Source organism: Pseudomonas sp. (assembly GCF_048269965.1).
Lineage (GTDB): Bacteria > Pseudomonadota > Gammaproteobacteria > Pseudomonadales > Pseudomonadaceae > Aquipseudomonas.
In genome coordinates this window covers 152,402-173,078 of sequence record NZ_JBLWTV010000004.1, presented here as the reverse complement: position 1 = coordinate 173,078, position 20,677 = coordinate 152,402, and the positions used below count along the sequence as shown (strand labels likewise).

The 20,677-nt window shown below is 67.1% G+C and carries 19 protein-coding genes and 2 riboswitches; of the genes, 10 read left to right on the top strand and 9 right to left on the bottom strand.

From position 1 onward, the window contains the following. Positions 1–41 precede the first annotated feature (41 nt). On the bottom strand, positions 42–953 hold the full coding sequence (locus tag ACN0X6_RS06775) for a LysR family transcriptional regulator (protein WP_417702860.1): 912 nt from the start codon (positions 951–953) through the stop codon (positions 42–44). Between the two features lie 140 nt (positions 954–1,093). On the opposite strand from ACN0X6_RS06775, the gene ACN0X6_RS06770 reads away from it, so the two are divergent. Together ACN0X6_RS06770 and ACN0X6_RS06765 are read left to right on the top strand one after the other, a co-directional pair. Continuing rightward, a complete protein-coding gene (locus tag ACN0X6_RS06770; protein WP_417702859.1) occupies positions 1,094–1,837 on the top strand; it encodes an SDR family oxidoreductase in 744 nt (247 codons plus the stop codon). Positions 1,838–1,920: 83 nt separating this feature from the next. Next, a complete protein-coding gene (locus ACN0X6_RS06765; protein ID WP_417702858.1) occupies positions 1,921–2,490 on the top strand; it encodes a flavin reductase family protein in 570 nt (189 codons plus the stop codon). Positions 2,491–2,536: 46 nt separating this feature from the next. On the opposite strand, the gene ACN0X6_RS06760 is transcribed toward ACN0X6_RS06765, so the two are convergent. Then, entirely contained in the window at positions 2,537–3,553 is a 1,017-nt protein-coding gene (locus ACN0X6_RS06760) for a sel1 repeat family protein (RefSeq protein ID WP_417702857.1), read from the bottom strand. 150 nt (positions 3,554–3,703) lie between these two features. Further along, complete coding sequence (locus ACN0X6_RS06755; RefSeq protein WP_192984259.1) at positions 3,704–4,315, bottom strand: LysE family translocator; 612 nt, start codon at positions 4,313–4,315, stop codon at positions 3,704–3,706. Positions 4,316–4,409: 94 nt separating this feature from the next. Between ACN0X6_RS06755 and ACN0X6_RS06750 the strand changes: the two genes are divergently transcribed. Then, positions 4,410–5,402 carry a GlxA family transcriptional regulator gene (locus ACN0X6_RS06750; RefSeq protein ID WP_417702856.1) on the top strand — a complete coding sequence of 331 codons (993 nt, stop codon included), beginning with the start codon at positions 4,410–4,412 and terminating at the stop codon, positions 5,400–5,402. A 79-nt stretch (positions 5,403–5,481) separates the two neighbouring features. Here the strand turns inward: ACN0X6_RS06750 and ACN0X6_RS06745 are convergent, their stop codons facing one another. The 6 genes from ACN0X6_RS06745 to cobG form a co-directional block, all read right to left on the bottom strand. Continuing rightward, complete coding sequence (locus tag ACN0X6_RS06745) at positions 5,482–6,081, bottom strand: LysE family translocator (RefSeq protein ID WP_417702855.1); 600 nt, start codon at positions 6,079–6,081, stop codon at positions 5,482–5,484. 78 nt (positions 6,082–6,159) lie between these two features. After that, positions 6,160–6,999 carry an AraC family ligand binding domain-containing protein gene (locus ACN0X6_RS06740; protein WP_417702854.1) on the bottom strand — a complete coding sequence of 280 codons (840 nt, stop codon included), beginning with the start codon at positions 6,997–6,999 and terminating at the stop codon, positions 6,160–6,162. A 272-nt stretch (positions 7,000–7,271) separates the two neighbouring features. After that, positions 7,272–8,921: a precorrin-3B C(17)-methyltransferase gene (gene cobJ / locus ACN0X6_RS06735; protein WP_417702853.1), complete on the bottom strand. Its 1,650-nt coding sequence runs from the start codon at positions 8,919–8,921 to the stop codon at positions 7,272–7,274. Positions 8,922–9,080: 159 nt separating this feature from the next. Next, positions 9,081–9,821 carry a precorrin-2 C(20)-methyltransferase gene (locus ACN0X6_RS06730; RefSeq protein ID WP_417702852.1) on the bottom strand — a complete coding sequence of 247 codons (741 nt, stop codon included), beginning with the start codon at positions 9,819–9,821 and terminating at the stop codon, positions 9,081–9,083. Next, complete coding sequence (locus ACN0X6_RS06725) at positions 9,821–10,447, bottom strand: precorrin-8X methylmutase (RefSeq protein WP_417702851.1); 627 nt, start codon at positions 10,445–10,447, stop codon at positions 9,821–9,823. The genes ACN0X6_RS06730 and ACN0X6_RS06725 overlap by 1 nt, the downstream gene beginning before the upstream one ends. Beyond that, positions 10,440–11,750: a precorrin-3B synthase gene (gene cobG, locus ACN0X6_RS06720; protein WP_417702850.1), complete on the bottom strand. Its 1,311-nt coding sequence runs from the start codon at positions 11,748–11,750 to the stop codon at positions 10,440–10,442. Before cobG ends, ACN0X6_RS06725 begins: the two co-directional genes overlap by 8 nt. A 92-nt stretch (positions 11,751–11,842) precedes the next feature. Further along, positions 11,843–12,030: riboswitch (cobalamin riboswitch) on the bottom strand. Positions 12,031–12,176: 146 nt separating this feature from the next. On the opposite strand from cobG, the gene cbiE reads away from it, so the two are divergent. From cbiE to ACN0X6_RS06685, 7 genes are all read left to right on the top strand, one after another. Beyond that, the gene (gene cbiE / locus ACN0X6_RS06715) at positions 12,177–13,379 is read left to right on the top strand and encodes a precorrin-6y C5,15-methyltransferase (decarboxylating) subunit CbiE (RefSeq protein ID WP_417702849.1); all 1,203 of its coding nucleotides are present in this window, start codon (positions 12,177–12,179) and stop codon (positions 13,377–13,379) included. Beyond that, positions 13,376–14,095: a cobalt-precorrin-6A reductase gene (locus ACN0X6_RS06710; RefSeq protein ID WP_417702848.1), complete on the top strand. Its 720-nt coding sequence runs from the start codon at positions 13,376–13,378 to the stop codon at positions 14,093–14,095. Before cbiE ends, ACN0X6_RS06710 begins: the two co-directional genes overlap by 4 nt. A gap of 366 nt (positions 14,096–14,461) precedes the next feature. After that, complete coding sequence (locus ACN0X6_RS06705; RefSeq protein WP_417702847.1) at positions 14,462–15,160, top strand: (2Fe-2S) ferredoxin domain-containing protein; 699 nt, start codon at positions 14,462–14,464, stop codon at positions 15,158–15,160. 134 nt (positions 15,161–15,294) lie between these two features. Then, a riboswitch (cobalamin riboswitch) is annotated at positions 15,295–15,489 on the top strand. A gap of 333 nt (positions 15,490–15,822) precedes the next feature. Continuing rightward, positions 15,823–17,931, top strand: coding sequence for a TonB-dependent receptor (locus ACN0X6_RS06700; RefSeq protein ID WP_417702846.1), 2,109 nt, complete (start codon positions 15,823–15,825; stop codon positions 17,929–17,931). Beyond that, complete coding sequence (locus ACN0X6_RS06695) at positions 17,931–18,698, top strand: ABC transporter ATP-binding protein (protein WP_417702845.1); 768 nt, start codon at positions 17,931–17,933, stop codon at positions 18,696–18,698. The genes ACN0X6_RS06700 and ACN0X6_RS06695 overlap by 1 nt, the downstream gene beginning before the upstream one ends. Then, on the top strand, positions 18,698–19,669 hold the full coding sequence (locus tag ACN0X6_RS06690) for an ABC transporter substrate-binding protein (protein WP_417702844.1): 972 nt from the start codon (positions 18,698–18,700) through the stop codon (positions 19,667–19,669). Before ACN0X6_RS06695 ends, ACN0X6_RS06690 begins: the two co-directional genes overlap by 1 nt. Then, the gene (locus ACN0X6_RS06685; RefSeq protein WP_417702843.1) at positions 19,666–20,673 is read left to right on the top strand and encodes a FecCD family ABC transporter permease; all 1,008 of its coding nucleotides are present in this window, start codon (positions 19,666–19,668) and stop codon (positions 20,671–20,673) included. Before ACN0X6_RS06690 ends, ACN0X6_RS06685 begins: the two co-directional genes overlap by 4 nt. The last annotated feature ends 4 nt before the right edge of the window (positions 20,674–20,677 follow it).

The following is a 20,677-nucleotide window of genomic DNA, read 5'->3' as shown; positions in this document are numbered from 1 at the left end:
TTTTACTGGTCCACTTTCTCGGCGTTTGACATATCGCGACCTCAGCCCTGGGGAAACTGCGCCGGATCGCAAAAGCAGGCACGCAGGTGATCGAACACCAGGCGTACACGCGGTGGCACGGGACCTTGCTGTGGGCGGTAGATGAACAGCTGCCAGGGATCGGGCGCCTGCTCCGTCAGCACGGCCTGCAGGTGGCCGCTTTGCAGGTACGGCTGCGCCAGGTAGGCAGGCAACTGGCCGTAGGCCAGACCGGCAAGCACGGCTTCCAGCTCGGCTTCGGGGTCGTCACACACCAGCGCGGGCGTGGGCGGGTGCAGGCTGGGGCCGTGGGCGAATGTCCATGGCCAGGGACGGCCGTTCTTGCGGTCGATCAGCACCGACAGCGGCCGTTGCTGCAACTCGTCGAGATCACGCGGCGCGCCGCTGGCAGCGATCAGTTCCGGTGTGGCCACCACTTGCAAGGGCACGGGTGCCAGGGCGCGAGCGACGTAGCGGCTGTCACGCAGGAAGCCGACGCGGATGCCGATGTCGATCTGCGCTTCCACCGCGTCGGTGATCTCGTCCTCCAGGCGCAGGTTCAGTACCAGTTGTGGGTGCTGTTTGAGCAAGGGCTGCAGGAACGCCACCAGAAAGCGCTTGCCGATGGCCTGCGGCGCGGTGATGCCGATGCGCCCGGCGATGGCCGATTCGGTGTCGGCGCGGTGGCCGCGAAACAGCGCGTCGAAATCCTCCAGCATCTGCCGGGCGCGTACCGCATAGGCCTCGCCGAAAGCGGTGATATGCACCTGGCGGGTGTTGCGGTGGAAGAGAATCTCGCCGAGCTCCTCCTCCAGCGCCTTGATCGCGCGAGTCACCGCCTGCGGGGAAACCCCCAGGCGAGTGGCTGCCTCGCGGAAGTTGTTGCAGTCGGCCGCGCTGCAGAAGATGCGGATCATCTCCATGCGGTTGAGCATGTCGGGGCGCCTCTGTATTCCAGAATGTGGAATAGCCTAATCCAAACTCTTCCATTCATTGAAACTGAAATCACCTCTAACGTGAGCCTATGTCCGGCGTACGGCACGGACACTCCAACGAATCGAGAGAGGGCTTACCCATGAGCAACAACATTTCCGGCAAGGTCGTGGTCATCACCGGCGCCAGCAGCGGCCTGGGCGAAGCCACCGCGCGTCACCTCAGCCAACTGGGCGCCAAGGTGGTGCTGGCGGCGCGGCGCAAGGAGCGTCTCGAGCAGCTTGTCAGCGAGCTGGTCGCCGCTGGCGGCGAGGCCGTGGCCTACCAGACCGACGTGACCCGCGCCGATGAGGTCAAGGCGCTGATCCAGGGCGCACTGGACACCTTCGGCCGCGTCGATGTGCTGGTCAACAACGCCGGGCTGATGGCCATCGCGCCACTGAGCGACGTGCGCGTCGAGGAGTGGGAGCGCATGATCGACATCAACATCAAGGGCGTGCTCTACGGCATCGCTGCTGCACTGCCGGTGTTCCAGCAGCAGAACGCCGGGCACTTCATCAACATCGCCTCGGTGGCCGGGATCAAGGTGTTCAGCCCCGGTGGTACCGTTTACAGCGGCACCAAGTTCGCCGTGCGCGCCATCTCCGAAGGCCTGCGTCACGAGGTCGGCGGCAGCATCCGCACCACCACCATCGAGCCGGGTGCGGTGGACTCCGAGCTGAAGTTTGGCAGCGCCCACCAGCAGAGCCGCGACTTCGTCGTCGACTTCTACAAGCAGGCGATTCCGGCTGAGTCGGTGGCGCGCGCCATCGCCTACGCCATCGAACAGCCGGCCGACGTCGACATCAACGAGATCGTCCTGCGCCCGACCGTGCAGGAGTTCTGATTCACAGCTGCTGCGGCAGGCGCTTGCGATGCGGGCCTTCACAGGCCAGCATGCGAGCGCCTTTTTCGTTATCAGGAGTCTGCATGAGCGCGCCCATCCGTCCCGTCGATCTGGCCAAGGCCTACCGCCTGCTCAACCACGGCCCCACCGTGCTGGTGTCGGCTCGTCATCAGGCTGTGGATAACGTCATGGCGGCGGCCTGGTGCTGCGCCCTGGATTTCGACCCGCCGAAGCTGACCCTGGTGCTGGACAAGGCCACCCGCACCCGCGCGCTGATCGAGGGCAGCGGCCTGTTCGCCATCCAGGTGCCGACCGTGGCGCAACTGCAACTGACCCAGGCGGTGGGCAACGCCAGTCTGGCCGACGATCCGGCGAAGCTGGTCCATGCCGGCGTCGAGTTGTTCACGATGGAAAGTCACGACCTGCCACTGGTGGCGGGCTGCGCGGCCTGGCTGGTCTGCCGGTTGCTCGATGAGCCGCACAACCAGCAGGCCTACGACCTGTTCATCGGCGAGGTGATCGCGGCCTGGGCGGACGAGCGCGTGTTCCGCGACGGTCGCTGGCATTTCGAAACGGCCGACCCGAGCCTGCGCAGCCTGCATCACATGGCGGGCGGTCATTACTACGCGATTGGCGAGGCGCTCAAGGCCTGAAGTGACAGGGCCCATGATGAGGATCATGGGCTCTGGAGAGGGCGTTTCAGCGATAAGTGCTTTCGATGATCCGCCGAGCATCGGCATTCGCCTGCTCAAACGACAGCTGCGTATCCTGCAGGAGCGCCACCAGTTGCGGGTTCTGCAGGATGTCGGCACCCGGTTCGAGCATCTGGGCACGGCGCGACAGCACCATGTACAGGGTGACCTGCTCGCGCGTCTCTATGTAGGGCAGTTCCAGCGCGGTGAACATGGCCTGGCGGATGAAGTCGCGACGCTGCTCCGTCTCCATGCCCTGCAGAACCTCGGGATCGTTGAGGTGGATGGTCGCCGAGTAGCGGCCGATATCCTCTTCGCGCGCTTCTGCGTACATGGCTTCCTTGCTGATGACCCGCTTCTGCAGGCTCTCATAGAGCTTGTCGCTGGCAGCAAGCTGCTTGGCATCCATCTTCTGACGCAGTTGCTCCTGCTGTTCGGCGTGGTCGTCGCCGACGATGCGTGACCAGGCCAGGCTGGCGGCCAAGTCCTCGTCCGCTTCGTAGCGATAGGCAAGAGCGCTTTGCGATTCACCATAGCCATGCAGAGCCGAGCGCTCCAGCCAGCGCTTGGCAAGCTCAGGGTCCTGCTCCACGCCTTTGCTGCCGATCTGGTAGATGCGCCACATGCCGTACTCTGCGCACCAATCGTTGCGGCTCGCGGCATAGGCGATGTAGTTGAAGGACTCCTGATCCTTCTCGGCCTGGGATTTTTCCGGGTCTCTATCGGCAATCAGCGACAGGTAGCAGAAGGCCCGGTTGTGTTCGGGCGCGGCGAAAATCAGGCAGCTTTTGGCGTTTGCCGTGTCGTCGGCGTTGAACAGCTGCGTGCCCAAGCCGTAGAGAATGTCGCTGTCCATTTGCGCTGTGCAGTACGAATTTGCCTGCGCAGGGGGCAGTACCGTCTTCAGCGTCAACTGCGGCAGGGTGGCGTTGAGATCCGCAGTCGTGTCGTGCTGCTCGGGCGTGCTGGCACAGCCGAGCATCAGAGCGGAGAAAACTACTGGCAGGCAGTGAAAATGCCGCATATTGATCGTCCTTAATCGCTGGTTGGATGTGCCCGGGCGCTGCTCGTCCGGTGCATCGGTAGGTCGGCATTCTATCGGTCAGCGCCATCCTGGCAAGGTTGCGTCCTCAGGCTGTGAGACAGGTAACACTCGCAACCGTCCTTCCTTGCATCAGCGCGCCAGCGGCAACGCCACGCCGATCAGCACGAAGAGCACGCCGCAACTGCGATTGAAGGCACGGCCGCCGCGCTGCAACAAGGGGCGTACGCGAACGGCCAGCAGCGCCAGCAACAGCTCGACGAGAAACTCGACCACGGCAAAGGTTGCCGCCATCACCACGAACTGCACGGCCAGGCCGCGCTGCGGGTCGACGAACTGCGGCAGGAAGGCGCCGTAGAACAGGATCACCTTGGGGTTCGACAGTGCCGACAGCAGGCCCTGGCGAAACAGCCGGACGGCGCTGGGACGGGCGCCGCTATCGGCCAGCGTCAGGTTCATCGGCGGCGAGCGCCACAGCTGCACGCCCAGCCAGATCAGGTAGGCGCCGCCGATCCACTTCAGCGCCAGCAGTGCGCTGGGCGCGGTCTTGAGCAGGGCACCGAGGCCGAACATGGCCAGGGCGATCAGCGTGCTGAAGCCGACCACGCCACCGAGGATGGTGGCCAGCGCCATGCGTGCGCCATACAGCCCGCCGTGGGTCAGCGCCAGCAGGCTGTTGGGGCCGGGCGTCAGCGCCAGGCCGAGGGTGGCGACGAAGTAGACGAGCCAGAGTTCGAGGGCCATGCGGGTCTCCTGTGAGTGCGCGGCCAGTCTAGTCAGCGGCAGGGGCAAGAATGAGGTAGATTCTGGCCATCTAACGGTTGATTCTGGACTGAGCATGGCCGAAAAACCTGATCTGCGGTTTCTCCTGCTGCCGTTGCCGGAGTTCGCCCTGCTGCCGTTCGGTGGTTTTCTCGACAAGTTGCGCTTCAGCGCCGACGACGAGGACTACAGCCGCCAGCGCTACTGCGCCTGGACGATCCTCGGCCTGCAGCCGGGGCACGTGCTGTCCAGCAGTGGTGCGGCGCTGCGCATCGAGGCTACGCCGGATGAGCTGAAGCTGGCCGACTACGACTACCTGGTATTGTTCGGCGGGCGCAGCGCGCAGGCCACCGCCGCGCTGGCACCGGCTTACCAGCCATTGCTGCGTCGTGCGGCGCGCGCCGGAGTGAAGCTGGTAGCGATCGACAACGCCAGCTTTCTGCTCGCCACCTGCGGCCTGCTCGACGGCCATCGGGTGGCGGTGCACTGGCGCCATGAGGCGGAGTTCCGCACCAGTTTTCCGCACCTGCGCCTGGCCCGCGAGCGTCTGTATTGCCTCGATGGCGCGCGGATCTCCTGCGCGGGAGGCACGGCGGCCATCGACCTGGCAGTGGAGCTGCTGGCCCAGGGCAGCGGCCGGGCGCGTGCGCTCAAGGGCCTGGCCGACATGCTGGTGGACGAGACGCGCAGCGGTCAGCACGCGCTGCGTTCGCTGCACTCGACGTCGAGCGGTGAGCGTCATGTCGACCGCGCCATCGCCCTGATGCGCCTCGGCCTGGCCAGTGCCGACGGCATCGAGCAGCTGGCGGCCAGCGTCGGCATCAGTCGTCGTCAGCTCGACCGTCTGTTCCAGGCCAGCCAGGGCATGAGTGCGCGCGAATACTGGAACGAGCTGCGCCTTCAGCACGTGCGCTGGCGCCTGCTCAATTCCAGCCACAGCCTGGCGCAACTCGCCGACGAGATTGGCGTCAGCGATGCCAGCCACCTGGGCAAGCTGTTCCGCCAGCGTTTCGGCCTGGCGCCCGGCACCTTCCGCCGTCAGGGCGGCGCAAACTCCTCCAACTTGTAGGTGCCGCGTCCTCGCGGCGAATGTCAGGGCAACGCCGGCATGGCGGTGTCCGCAATCGCTTCGCGCCGGGGCGGCGCTCCTACGGAATTGCCAGCTGCGGCAGCCAAACCGAAGCGAGCAACAACGCAGCCATGCAGCGGTTGAACAGCAGCAGCCGGGCCGGTTGTCGCAGCAGCTTCGCACCGCCCGCGCCGAGCAGACCCCAGGCGATCAGGCAGGGCGTCGACACCAGCAGGAACAGCGTCGCGTAGCCCGCCACCGCGCCGAACGAGGCCTGGCCATCGAGGAAGATCGCCGTGACCGAGACGGTCATCAGCCAGGTCTTGGGATTGATCAGTTGCAGGCCGGCGCCCTGGGCGAAACCCTGGCGCTGGTCGATGCTGCGCTCGTCCAGGCTGGCGGTGTCGGCGCGCATCAGCTTGCAGGCCATCCAACTGATCCAGGCCGCTCCGGCCCAGGTCATCACCGTCTGCAACAGCGGGGCGCGGGCCAGCAGTTCGCCGAGGCCCAGGCCGACCACCAGCAGCATCAGACTGGCCGCAAGACTGGCGCCCACGGCGATGGTCAGCGCGATGGACAGACCGAAGCGGGCGGCGCTGCCGAGGATCAGCAGGTTGGTCGGGCCGGGGGTGATCGAGGCCACTGAGGCGAAAAGGATGAAGGGCAGCCACTGGTTCATGGCAGAGCCCGGCGGGCAGTGAAAGACATCTGGCATCGCTCCATATCGGGATATGGCGCGATTGTCCGGGCAGCTATCTCAGTGGTCTTGAAGCTTTGTGCAGAGGTTGCGGTAGGCGCCCGGGGTGAGGCCGTTGGCGCGGCGGAACCAGCGGCCCAGGTGGCTCTGGTCGGCAAAACCCAGGTCGCTGGCGATATCCGCTGGCGCCGTGCCCAGGGCCAGCAGACGGCGGGCGCGCACCAGGCGCAGCTGGATCAGGTAGCCGTGTGGGGCGATGCCGAAGGCGGCCTTGAAGGCGCGGCTCAGGCGAAAGCGGTCGACGCCGCAGATGTGCGCCAGTTCGTCGAGGCCGATGTTCTGGTGAAAGTGCGCATGCAGGTACTCGCGGGCGCGCAAGGCCACGCTGGCGATCTGCGGGTTGCCTGGCAGGCGCTGGCGCCAGTGCAGGCTGCGCGAGATCCGCTCCAGCAGCGCATCCAGTGCGGCGTCGCGCACCATGCGCGGCTCGTCGTCACTCAACGCCTGCAGGGCATTGGCGATGCATGGCAGCAAGCCGGGGTCGTCCGGTTGGGTGCGAGGCACGCCGGGCAGGCAATCGCCGGGTGCCTGCTCGAACAGCGCCGGCAGTGCGCGCTCCAGCCAGGCTGGCTCGAGATAGAGGGTGGAGTAGGTGAAGCCGCCCGGTGTCGGTGCATGGCCGTCGTGGATGTCGCCGGGCTCGAGGAAGAAGGTTTGTCCCGGCAGGCTGCTGAACAGCGCTCGGCGGCAATGAAACTGCTGCACGCCCTGTTCGGTGAAGCCGATCAGGTAGCTGTCGTGCCAGTGCGGATCGTAGGCGTGGCCCTCGAAATGCGCGCGGATCACCTCGATGCCGGTATCGGCATCCTGCTTGAGGTCGACCCATGACTGCGCATTCATCGGCTGCTGCCCTTCGCGGTTGTGAACGCTTGAGCTTACCGCGTCCGTTGCGCAGGGCTAGAAGGTTTGTGCAGGCGCCTTTCGTAGGAGCTGGCTGGCACCCGATCAAGGTGTTCGACGGTGCTGGATCGCCCGCAAGCTGGCTCCTACGGGTTGGGATACCGGCACTTGGTACGTGGGTCTGTAAGGTGTGCGTAGACGCGCTTTTCGTAGGAGCCGGCTTGCCGGCGATCAGTATGTCCGATGGTGCTGTATCGCCCGCAAGCGGGCTCCTACAGATCGGGATACCAGCGCGGCGTGTAGACCCACTCGCCGCCATCTGCGCGGGGGAAGCGGCGGGTCTGGCTGGAGCCGACAATCACCAGGGTGCGCATATCGACCATCTCTGGCGTCAGTTCACCCAAGGTGAGGCTGCGCAGCGCTTCGGCGGGCCGGCCGATATCGCGACCGAGCACCACCAGGGTCTGCGGTTCGCGGTGCTGGCGCAGCAGCTCCAGGGCGCGACCGAGCTGCCAGGGGCGGGCCTTGGAGATCGGGTTGTAGAAGGCCATGGCCAGGTCGGCGATGGCGGCGTGCTGCAGGCGTTTTTCGATCACTGCCCAGGGTTTGAGGTTGTCGGAAAGCGAGATCAGGCAGAAGTCATGACCCAACGGCGCGCCGGCCTTGGCGGCAGTGGCCAGGGCGGCGGAGACGCCGGGCAAGACCTCCAGTTCGACGCCGTGCCAGGCGTTGTTCTGCGGGCTTTCCAGCGCCTCCATCACGGCGGCGGCCATGGCGAATACGCCGGGGTCGCCGGAGGATATCATCACCACCCGGCGGCCAGTGGCGGCCAACTCGAAGGCGTGGGCGGCGCGCTGCAGCTCCTCGCGGTTGTCGCTGGGGTGCAGGCGTTGCTCGGCGCGCAGCGGGCCAGCCATCTTCACGTAGGTGTCGTAGCCGAGCAGGTCTTCGGCTTCGTCGAGGGCACGGCGCACGGCCGGCGTCATGTGTTCGGCGGCGCCGGGGCCGAGGCCGACCACGCTCAGGCGTCCACGGCGCTGACCAAGGCACTCGATTTCCAGTGGCTGCTCGTCCAGCAGCAGGCGCAGGCCGTCGCCGGTATGGTGCTCGGGCGGCAGCGCGGATGTGCTGTGGATAAAGCGCAGCGGCAGGTTCAACTCGGCTGCTGCCGCGTGCAGCTCGGCATTGGTCATCCAGCGCTTGTCCGTGAGCAGAACGGCCAGCGCTTGCGGCGCCAGCTTGGCGGCGGTCAGCGCCTGCTGCAGGCGCGCGGGCAGGTCGACGCCGGGCCGTTCGATCAGCGCGGCGGCGCTGCGTGGGTGGATCAGCAGCTCGTCCGGTTGCGCGGGGCGCACCTCTGCGGTGATGTGGATAACCCGACTGGCGGCGTTATCCACAGGCAGTTGCGCGGCCTCCAGCCAGGGCGCCTGGCCTTCGATGCGTACCGTCTCGCCGCCGAGCAGGTCGCTGACGAAGCGCTTGCCCTGCTGCAGGTCGGCCAGGACGTAGCCGGTTGGCGGTTCCAGCAGGCAGGTGCCGAAGCGCAGTTCGCCGCTGGTGGTGATGGCCGGCGCCACGCCCAGATATGCGGCGATTTCGCGGGCCAGGCGATTGACCCCGGCCAGGCCGCCGAGCAGCGGCACCACGGCGCTGCCGTCTTCGGCCAGGGCCAGCACCGGCGGCTCGCTGCCTTTTTCCGCCAGCAGCGCGGCGAGGCTGCGGATGACGATGCCAGCGGCGCACAGCACCACAAGCGGCTGACCGGCGCGGTACAGGGCGCGCAGGGTGTCGCCGAAGTCCTCGTAGAGGCGCTCGGCACCATCGGCACGACCGCGCAGGCCATGGATCACGGCCTGTGGATAAAGCACCTGGAGGCGTTGTGCAGTGGTCAGCGCGCTGGTGCCGAGGATGACGATGTTCATGCGGCAAATCCTGTAGCCCGGATGCAATCCGGGGAATGGCTGTCCCGGATTGCATCCGGGCTACGTTCAAGCGAATAGCGGTAGGGCGTAGGGTGGACGACGCTTCACCCATCCACCGCCGCGATGGTGGATGAAAAAAGCGTCATCCACCCTACGGTTTCATCCCCGCCATTTCTGGCCGGGCACCAGAATCATCGAGAAATAGGGCGAATCCATCGGCTCCACCTCGTCCAGCGCGACGATCTTCTGGCTGGCCATGGTCGCGCGCTCGACATAGTGGGCGCGGTCGTCCAGGCCGAGCTTGCGCAGCACCCGGCGCACCTTGTCGAAGTTGCGCCCGAGCTTCATCACCACGGCGGCTTCGGCGTCGCGCAGGCGCTGTTCCAGCTCGTCCTCCGGGAGCACGCCGGACAGCACGCTCAAGCTCTGGTTGCGGTACACCAGCGGCGTGCCGAGTACCGAGGCGCAGCCGAGCATGGAGCACACGCCGGGCACCACCTCCACCTCATACCGACCGGCCAGGCGGTCGTGCAGGTACATGTAGGAACCGTAGAAGAACGGGTCGCCCTCGCAGATCACCGCCACGTCCTGGCCGGCGTCCAGCAGGCGAGCGATCTGCTCGGCGCAGGTGTCGTAGAAATCGGCGATCACATCCTCGTAGGACAGCGGCGGGGCCAGCTTCTCGGTGGTCACCGGGTAGACCAGCGGCAGGCGCTGCTGGGCGGCGTCCAGATGCGCTTCGATGATGCCGAAGGCATTCCCGCCATGGCCGGCGTTGTGCTTGGCCTTGGCCACGAAGTAGGCCACCACGGGTGCGCTTTTCAGCAGGCGCAGGGCCTTGAGGGTAAGCAGCTCGGGGTCGCCGGGGCCGACACCGAGGCCAAGCAGACGGCCAGCCATCACTCCACCTCCGAGGCGAGGGCGTTGACCGCCGCTACCGCCATGGCGCTGCCGCCACGACGACCACGGACGATCACGTAGGGCACGCCACGGCTGTCTGCGGCCAGGGCATCCTTGGATTCCGCCGCACCGATGAAGCCCACCGGCATGCCGATGATCAGTGCCGGTTTCGGCGCGCCGGCGTAGAGCATTTCCAGCAGGTAGAACAGCGCGGTCGGCGCGTTGCCGATCACCACCACGCTGCCGCCCAGGTGGTCGCGCCAGTGCTCCAGGGCCACCGCCGAGCGGGTATTGCCGACTTCGCGGGCCAGCTCCGGCACGCCGGCATCGTGCAGGGTGCAGATCACCGGGTTATTGGCCGGCAGGCGTGGGCGGGTGATGCCTTCTGCGACCATGCGTGCATCGCAGAGAATCGGCGCGCCAGCCAGCAGGGCCGCACGGCCGGCAGCGCCGGCACCGGGGGAGAAGCGCAGGTCTTGCACCACATCGACCATGCCGCAGGCGTGGATCACGCGCACGGCCAGTTTTTCCAGGTCGGCGGGGATGCCATCGAGGTTGGCTTCGGCGCGGATGGTGGCGAAGGAGCGGCGGTAGATTTCCTGGCCGTCGCGAATGTAATCAAGCATTGGGTGTTCCTGCGCAGTGTTGGCGGGCGAACCAGGCGCCGGCCTCGTCGATGGTCATGGCGGGCGCCAGCAGGCGGCCGAAACCGGGCGCCTCGGGCGTGCGTTGATAGAGTTGGTAGTGGTCGGGCGTGCTGGCCAGCAGGGTGTAGGGTTGCACGCGAGCACTGGCGCAACTGCGCGGGCAGGCGCTGAGATGCACCTGCGGGCGCGCGCCGCTCTCACGCAGCAGGTCGGCCAGGTGCAGGGCGTGATGCTTGCTGTCGGCCAGGCCGCGCGCGCAGGCGGCCGAGCCGGTGCAGGCGACCAGACCAAGCAGCGGCTCGTCGACGTGGGTCAGCAGGCCCAGTTCATCCAGTGCTGCCAGCAGCTCATGGCTGGCGGGTTCGGGCACATTGCCCAGCAGCACGCCTTGCCAGGGTGTCAGGCGCAGTTCGCCGTCGCCGTGGCGCTCGCTCAGCTCGGCCAGTGCCAGCAGTTGTTCGGCATGCAATCGACCGAGCCGGGCGCCGGCCAATAGCATGTACAGGCCATTCTGCGCCTGTGGATAAATCCCTGCCGGCGTGCGCTCGATCATCGCGGCAGGTTGCCGCGCCGAGGGGGGCTGCAGGGTGAAATCCAGGCGCGCCTGCAGGCGTTGCAGCAACTCGTCGGCCGGGATCTGCGCCAGCAACTGGCGCATGCGCGACTGCTCGGGAGTCGTCAGTTCGAGGAACAGCAGCAGGAGTTCGCGCACCAGCGTGACCGTCCGCGTCGCCTCGATTCGCGCCAATGGCGTGTCGATGGGGCAACCGGCCAGGCCCAGCAACAGGTGCTGTTCATCCTCGGCGGTCAGCCACAGGTCGTGGGGGTGTGCGCGCATGGCCAGGGCTTCGCCGCCGTCCAGCTGCAGGGCGAATTTGGGGGAGAGGGCATGCAGCGCTGGAGTGTCCTGCAGCAGGTCGAGCAACTGGCTGGCCAGCGGGCGCACGTCCATCCGCGCCTGTGGGTCGAGGCCGGCGGCGGGGCTGAGCAGCAGGTTGCGCACATCGTCAGCGGCGGCCACGCGCGGGCCGAGACCGGCGCTGAGCAGGGCGTCGATCAGTGCGCTTTCCTGGCCGGGCAGTACGCCACGAATCTGCAGGTTGCTGCGGTTGGTCAGTTCCAGCACGCCACTGGCATGCTGCCGCGCTGCCTCGGCAATTGCCCGCGCCTGCGCACTGCGCAGCACACCGCCAGGCAGCTTGATGCGGCAGATGCCGCCATCCAGCGCGGGGACGATGCGCAGCAGGCCGGGGCAGGCGGAAGGGCGGACGGATGTGGGCAAGCGGTCACCTGTGGATAACGACGCGGCGACCGAACCAGCGAAATCCCACAGGGGACTCCATGGCATCGGTACACCCCGCCCGATGTTGGCACTCGCGACCAGCGTTCGTCGGCAGGTCTCCTGGCTGACAGGTCTTTATCTGCCGCGGCCTTCCCGGAAATCCAGTGGCGCGGTTGCGGCAGACTCGCTGTTTACAGTTGCGGGGGCAGCCACGGTATTGCCGTGTTCCCTCTTCGAGCCTGTCTACGATCTGCTGCGCGTCGGCCCTGCTGCGTTAAAAGCAGGCTCTAGCTCGCGAGATCGTAAAAAGACTCTTAGGCCCGCTGTTGAGTCATATCGACTCAAGGGCACCGACGAAGGCGCTATTATGCCCGCTTTGCCCGGAACGCGGACAGGCGGTCCGTCGGGCCTGTGCGAGGACATTGGATGAAACCCTGGTTGACCCTGGTCGGTATCGGCGAAGACGGCTATCCCGGCCTGGGCAAGGCTGCGCGCCGCGCGCTGCTGGCAGCCACTCGCATCGTCGGCGCGCCGCGCCAACTGGCGTTGCTGCCGCCGTGCATCAGCGGCGAGCGGGAAACCTGGCCCAGCCCCTTCGACTTGCAACCGCTGCTGGCGCGGCGTGGTGAGGCGGTGTGCGTGCTGGCCAGTGGTGACCCGATGTTCTACGGCGTCGGCGCCAGCCTGGCGCGCCAGGTGCCTGCCGACGAGTTGCGGGTATTGCCCGCGCCATCCTCGGTGTCGCTGGCGGCGGCGCGTCTGGGCTGGCCGTTGCAGGAGGTGGAGGTGCTGTCGCTGGTCGGCCGTCCGCTGGCCACGCTCAATGCCCGGCTGTATCCCGGCATGCGCTTGCTGGTATTGAGCGCCGATGGCGACACGCCCGCGCAGGTTGCCGAAGCCCTGCGTGCGCGCGGTTTCGGCGCCAGCCGCCTGACCCTGCTGGAGCACCTTGGCGGGCCTGACGAGCGCCGCCTCGATGGCCTGGCCGCGAACTGGAACCTGCCGCGCGGTGCCGATCTCAACCTGCTGGCCGTGGAGTGTCTGGCCGACGCCGGTGCGCAGCTGTTGCCACCGACCTGCGGCCTGCCGGACGAGGCCTATCGTCACGACGGCCAACTGACCAAGCGCGATGTGCGCGCAGTGACCCTGGCGCGCCTGGCGCCGCTGCCCGGCGAGCTGCTGTGGGATGTCGGCGCCGGCTGCGGCTCCATCGGCATCGAATGGATGCGCGCGCACCCAGCCTGCCGCGCCATCGCCATCGAGGCCAACGAGGGGCGGCAGGCGCATATTCGCCACAACCGCGACGCCCTCGGCGTACCCGGCCTGCAACTGGTCGCCGGGCATGCGCCCGAGGCGCTGGCCGGGCTGCCGGCGCCGGATGCCATCTTCATTGGCGGCGGCGTCACCGTACCCGGCGTGCTGGAGCAGTGCTGGGCCGCGCTCAAGCCGGGCGGGCGCCTGCTGGCCAATGCCGTGACCCTTCAGAGCGAGGCGGCGCTGGTGGCCTTCCGCGAACGGCAGGGCGGCGAGTTGCTGCGGCTCACTGTGGCCCAGGCGCAGCCGCTGGGCGGCTTCGACACCTGGCGTGCGGCGCTGCCGATCACCTTGCTGGCGGTGCGCAAGCCGTGAGCGCGCGCATCCTGCTGCTCGGTGGCACCACCGAAGCGCTGCGCCTGGCGCGCCGATTGGGACCGGAGGCGGTTTACAGTCTGGCAGGTCTGGGTCGAGTACCGGACGATCTGCCATGCCGCGTGCGCGTCGGTGGCTTTGGCGGCGCCGAGGGCCTGGCCGCCTTTATCGCCGCAGAAGGCATCGAGCTGCTGCTGGATCTGACCCATCCCTATGCGGCGCAGATCAGCCATAACGCGGCGCGTGCTGCGCAGATCACCAGCGTACCTTGCTGGGCGCTGCGTCGTCCTGGCTGGCAACCCGGCGTCGGTGACGACTGGCGCGAGGTGGACGACTGGCATGGACTGACCCGCGCGCTGGCGCCTTTCGAGCGGCCATTCTTCACCTCCGGGCGCGAGCCGCTGGCGCACCTGCACGAGATCCCTGCGCACCAGCACTGGACGGTGCGCTGCCTGCAGGCCGAGTCGGCGCCGCCGCGCGCCGAGGTGATCGGTGCGCGTGGGCCATTTACGCTGGACGAGGAGCGCGCGCTGTTCGCCCGTATCCGCTGCGACGTGCTGGTGAGCAAGAACAGCGGCAGTGCCTCCACCGAGCCGAAGTTGCAGGTGGCGCGCGAGCTGGGTCTGCCGGTGCTGTTGTTGCGCCGGCCTGAGCTGCCGGCGGTGACGCGTGAGTTCGTGGAGTTAGACACTCTCTACGAGGCGCTGTCCTTGTAGGGCGGGTGAAACCCGCCAACGCCGGCCTGGCGGGTTGCACCCGCCCTACGCTTGCGATCATCGCGGCGGCTGCATCGCGTTTTACTGATCGTTCCCACGCTCCGCGTGGGAATTCAGCTCTGGACGCTCTGCGTCCATCACGTTGGCGCAGCAACCAACCTCGCCAGGCACGACGCGGAGCGTCACACGCGCAGGTGCCCACGCAGAGCGTGGGTACCATCGGTAAACCCGCCAACGACGGCCTACGCGCTGCGCGCAATTGCGTAGGGTGGACGTCGCTTTTCACGTCCACCGCAACGGTGGATCGATAAAGCGCGATCCACCCTACACGCGCTGCTAGACTGCCGGCCCGTTCTGGAGACCGTCATGAGCCAAGCCCCCTACGCCCGCGTTCTGTTCATCGGCCCTGGCCTGGGTCGTGGTGCCTCGGCCGAGCGTTTGCAGCAGCGCATCACCGCGTTGCTGGGTGAGGCACACCTGCAGGACAGCGAGCAGGACGGCTTCTGGCAGGCGATAGACGAGGCGCCACGGCCATTGCTGGTGGTCGATCTGGAGCCGCGCGCCGATGCTGCGCACCGCGACTGGTTGCGCGAGCGCATCGCCGAACGCGGTGACGGGGCAGGGGTGTTCGTGGTCTGCATGGCGCTCGAGGACACCTGGCTCGATGGCCTGGGCGCGCTGCTGGCGCATCGCGAGGCGCATCTCCCCTGCAGCGATGTGCCGCCCGTGCCGGCCCATCACGCCTGGTCGCAGATCCCGCCGCATGCGCAGCGCCTGCTGCTGTGCAACGGCCCGCGCTGCACGCGCAAGGGTGCGCTGGGGCTGTGGAAAATCCTGCGCCAGCGGCTCAAGGCCGCGGGCAAGCTGGAGTGCGAGGGTGGCGTGCACATCACCCGGAGCCAGTGCCAGTTCCCCTGCGACCTGGGCCCGACCGCGAGTCTTTATCCACAGGGTGAGTGGTATGCCATCAAGGACGAGGCGGCGGTGATACGCCTGGTGGATGAGCGCCTGGTGGCGGGGATGGCGTTGCCGGAGTTGCGTATCGACGAGCAGGGCGGCCACTAGTTACACCTGCGGATAGTCCAGGTGAGGTGTCGTCACGGTGGACAAGCTGCGCGTTGTCCACCCTACGCTTAAGTCTGCCCCAAAGCGCCTCCCACAATTGCCCCTGCGCCTTGACTTGAGCGGGGGCGGGTGGTCATATCCGCCCCGCTTCAGGTGTCTCACGCCGCCGCGCGTGAGGTGAAACGGGAAATCGGTTGAAGTCCGACGCTGCCCCCGCAACGGTAAGCGAGCGACCGCATCGAAACGCCACTGTGCGCCACGCGCATGGGAAGGCGATGCGTTCATGACCCTCGCAAGCCCGGAGACCGGCCTGGAGTCGTTTGTGTCTGGCAACCCGCGGTGGGCGGGCGTTGACTCCAGTAGGGCGCCCTCGTGCCCCTGTCTGCTGTTGCGCATTTCCATCGGATTGCCGTGCCTTTTCTCTTTGCGATGGAAGCAATATGGCGCGCCATTTCCGCTACAAGAACCTCTTTTCTTCCTGCCTGAAAGAAGGGCCTGAGCCCGGTTCCGGTTACCTGCAAAACAAGATAATGTTATGTTATAACAATAACATTATCGCTTCAGGCCAGGGTCATCAGCGGTCGTCACTGGCCGTTGCAAGGCCCGATTCCAACGCCTCGAAGCGACTCGACGAGCCTCTTCAACGCCCCGGAATTGTTCACGTGCTACACCTCTTGCGCTTCTGTTCCCTGCCATTGCTGGTCTTGGCTGGCGGTACCGCCCTGGCCGACGAGTCCGCTGTCGATCTCCCCGCTGTCACCGTCCAGGCGCAAGCCGCGGAGGAGGGCGAGACCACCCTGCATACGCCGACCACGTCCGGCTCACGCCTCGACCTGTCGGCGATGGAAACGCCGGCCAGCACCACCAGCCTGAGCGGCGCCGAAGTACGCGAGCGCAACAACCGCAGCGTGCAGGATGCCGTGACCCGCACGCCGGGCATCAGCAGCATCGGCACGCCGGGTAATGGCGGTACGGCGCTGTCGGCGCGTGGTTTCAGCGGCCATTCCTCGACCATGCAACTGTACGACGGCACTCGCCAGTACATCGGCGCGGGTACGGTGACCTTCCCGGTGGACACCTGGTCGGTGCAGCGCATCGACGTGCTGCGTGGCCCGGCGTCGGTGCTCTATGGCGAAGGGGCCACGGGCGCGGTGATCAACCTGGTGCCGAAGAAGCCCTTCGCGGGCGAGATTCGCAACCAGCTGCGCCTCGGCTACGGCAGCGACGACCGCCGTCAGGCCGCGCTGGACAGCGGTGGCTCGCTGAGCGATTCGTTGAGCTATCGCTTCAACGTCAACCAACAGGCCAGCAATGGCTGGGTCGACCGGGGTGATTCTGACAGCGTTGCGCTCAGCGCCGCCCTGCGCTGGGACGCCAGTGATGACCTGAGCTTCACCCTGTCTCACGATCACGGTGACCAGCGTCCCGAGCGCTACTTCGGCACCCCGCTGGTGGCTGGCAAGTACCGCGAGAGCATCCGCGAGCGCAACTACAACGTCGCCAATGCCGACATTCGCTACAACGACCAGATCACCCGCCTGACCACCGACTGGCACATCAACGATGCACTGAGTGCCAGCAACCAGCTCTACTACATCAAGACCCAGCGCTACTGGCGCAATGCTGAAGCCTACCGCTGGCAGCCGGGCGATAGGGTCGAGCGCAGCGAGTTCTACGCGATCAAGCACACCCAGGAGCAGGTCGGCGACCGCCAGACCTTCACCCTCGACCACGCCCTGTTCGGCCTCGACAGTCGCACCCTGGTCGGTGTGGATTACAACCGCATCCACTTCGCCCGTCAGCACGACTTTGCCAGCAGTTTCAGCGACAGCGTGCCACTGGCCGGCTCCGGTGGCGGTCAGTACCAGAGCACCGACCCGCGCGGTTACGGGCCGCGCGAGCGCAACCTGGCCCGGCAGTTCTCGCTGTTCGCCGAGAACCGTACCCAGCTCAGCGAGCGCCTGTCGCTGGTCACCGGCGTGCGTCGTGACCAGGTGCATATCCAGCGCGACGATCTGCTGAGCGATAGCCGCGTCGACCGCAGCCTGAGTGGCGGCAACTGGCGCGCCGGCCTGGTCTTCGCGCTGACGCCCGATCTGTCGCTGTACGGCCAGTACGCCACCAGCACCGAAGGGGTGAACAACCTGCTGACCCTCAGCCCGAGCCAGCAGCAGTTCGACCTGAGCAAAGCCAGGCAGAGCGAAATCGGCCTCAAGCAGATGTTCTGGAATGGCCAGGGCGAGTGGACGCTGGCCGCCTACCACATCGTCAAGAAGAAGCTGCTCAGCCGCGAAACCCCGACCTCGCCCACCGAACAGATTGGCCAGCAGTCTTCCGATGGTCTGGAAGCCACGCTGGACCTGGCGCTGGGTCAGGGCTGGCAGGTGTCGGCCAACGCCGCGTTCGTACGTGCCGAGTACGACGACTTCGTCGAAGGCGGTGGCGAGCGCAGCGGCAATCGCCCGACCAACGTGCCCAAGCGCACTGCCAACCTGTGGCTGAACAAGGCGCATGGCGGCGGGGTGGACGCTGGCATCGGCGCGCGTTATGTCGATGCGCGTTACGCCGATACCGCCAATACCGCCAAGGTGCCCGGCTATACAGTGGTCGACGCCACTATCGGCTGGCAGGCATTGCCGGACGTACGCCTGGGCCTGGAGCTGAACAACCTGTTCGACCGCCAGTACGCCACCAGCGCCAGCAGTGACGGCGAGCAGTGGTACCTGGGGGCGCCGCGCTCGTTCTTCGTCACTGCGGATTACAACTTCTGATGGGTCGCCTGCGCCTCCGCGAGGTGGCCTGGTCGCCTGATGGGCAGCGTCCGCTGCTCGACGGCATCGACCTGGACGTTGGCGACGGCGAGTTGCTGGGGCTGATCGGCCCCAACGGCAGTGGCAAGACCAGCCTGCTGCGTTGCGCCTACCGCTTCCAGCGGCCCAGCGCCGGCTGCGTCGAGCTGGACGGCGAGGCGCTGTGGCAGCGCTCGCCGCGCTGGAGCGCGCAGCGGGTGGCGGTGGTGCTGCAGGAGTTTCCGCAGGACTTCGGCCTGCGCGTGCATGAGGTGGCGGCCATGGGCCGCACGCCGCACAAGGGCCTGTTCGATGGCGACGATGCCGACGACCAGCGCCTGGTCAGCGAGGCACTGGCGCGGGTCGGCCTCGCTGCGCTGGCGCGGCAGCCTTTCGCCCAGCTGTCCGGCGGTGAGAAGCAGCGCGCGCTACTGGCCCGCGCCCTGGTGCAACAGCCGCAACTGTTGATCCTCGATGAGCCGACCAACCACCTCGATCCGCGTTATCAACTCGAACTGCTCGGCCAGATCAAGGCGCTGGGCCTGGCGACGCTGGCCAGCTTCCACGACCTCAACCTGGCCGCAGCCTTCTGCGACCGTCTCTGCGTGCTGGATCACGGCCGTCTGGTGGCCATCGGTACGCCTGCCGAGGTGCTCACCGCCGAGCTATTGCAGCAGGTGTTCGGCGTGCGGGCGCTGGTCGATACCCATCCACTGGCGGGTCATCCGCGTATTACCTGGATAGTCTGATGAGTTTGTGTCATTCGCGGCTGAAGCCGCTCCTACCCACGCTCGCGCTTTCGGCGTTGCTGTTGGCCAGCCCCGCCTGGGCCGTCACCGTCACCAGCTGCGACCGTCAACTGACCATCGAGCAGCCGCCCCAGCGTGCGGTCAGCCACGACATCACCCTGACCGCCATGCTCCTGGCCCTGGGCCTGAAGGAACGCATGGTCGGCTACAGCGGTGTCAGTGGCTGGAAGACGCCGACGCCGGAGCTGCAAGCCGATCTGGATGATCTGCCCGAACTGGCCGCGCGTTATCCCTCGCTGGAGAACCTGCTGGGCGTGGGCGCCGATTTCGTTTTCGCCGGCTGGAACTACGGCATGCGCATCGGCGGCGAAGTCACCCCGGCCAGCCTGGAGCGCTTCGGCATTTCGGTGTACGAGCTGAGCGAGTCCTGTGCGCATGTCATGCCGGATCGCGTCGCCAGTCTCGATGATCTGTACAACGACCTGCGCAACCTGGGCCGCATCTTCGCCGTCGAGGATCGCGCCGAAGCACTGGTGCAAGGGATGCAGGCGCGCGTGGCCGCCGTCAGTACGCAGCTCGGTGAGCAGCCGACGCGGCCGCGCGTATTCGTCTACGACAGTGGCGAAGACGTGCCCTTCAGCGCCGGACGTCTGGGCATGCCGCAGCCGCTGATCGAGGCGGCCGGTGGGCGCAATGTGATGGATGGGGTGGCGGCCAACTGGATGAAGGTCGGCTGGGAGTCGGTGGTCGAGCAGGACCCGGAACTGATCCTGATCGTCGATTACGGTGAGCGTACGGCGGCGCAGAAGCGTGACTTCCTCCTGCAACATCCGGCATTGCAGGGCGTGACGGCGATCCGCGAGCAGCGTTTCGTGGTGCTGTCGTACCTGGCCGTCACGCCGAGCCTGGACAACGCGATGGCCATCGAGACGCTGGCGGCGGCGCTGCACCCTGAGGTCTTTGCCCGGTGAGTCGATTTCGTCTGTTGCTGCTCGGGTTGAGCGTGCTGCTGGCGCTGTCCTGCGCCGTCTCGCTGGCTTTCGGTGCGGCGCAGGTGCCGCTCGAGCGCGTGCTGGCGATCCTTGGCCAGCATCTGTTCGGTCGCGTGCCCGATGCGGCGGTGAGCGTCGGCCAGGACAGCATCGTCTGGCAACTGCGCGCGCCTCGGGTGCTGCTTGGCGCGCTGGTGGGCGCCGGGCTGGCGCTGGTCGGCACGGCGCTGCAGGCGGTGACGCGCAACCCGTTGGCCGATCCGCACCTGCTCGGGGTCAGTTCCGGCGCAGCCTTCGGCGCGGTGCTCGTGGTGCTCTACCTGGGCGAATTCGCCGGCCTGCTCAGCCTGCCGCTGGCGGCCTTCGCCGGTGCGCTGGCGAGCATGCTGCTGGTGCTGGCCATCGCCAGTCGTGGCGGGCGGCTGGAGAGTGATCGGCTGCTGCTGGCCGGAGTGGCGGTGTCCTTCGTGATGATGGCGGCGAGCAACCTGCTGCTGTACCTGGGCAACCCGCACGCGGCCAGCTCGGTACTGTTCTGGATGCTTGGCGGCCTGGGGTTGGCGCGCTGGGAGCTGCTCTGGCTGCCGGCCATGTGCCTGCTGCTGGCGTTGCTCGTGCTGCTGGGCCTGGGCCGCGCGCTGAACGCGCTGATGGCTGGCGAGCAGAGTGCGGTGAGCCTGGGTCTGGAGCCACGCCGGGTGCGCCTGCTGGTGTTCGTGGTGGCCTCGCTGCTCACCGGGGTGTTGGTGTCGCTGTCCGGCGCCATCGGTTTCGTCGGCCTGATGCTGCCGCACGTGGCGCGCTTTCTGGTCGGCGCCGAGCACCGTCGCGTGTTGCCGGTGGCGGCGCTGCTGGGGGCGCTGTTGCTGATCTGGGTCGATGTCGCCGCGCGCACCTGGCTGGCGCCGCAGGACCTGCCCATCGGCATCGTCACCGCCGCCATCGGTGGGGTGTTCTTCGTTCTGCTGCTGCGTCGGCGCTGAGTCG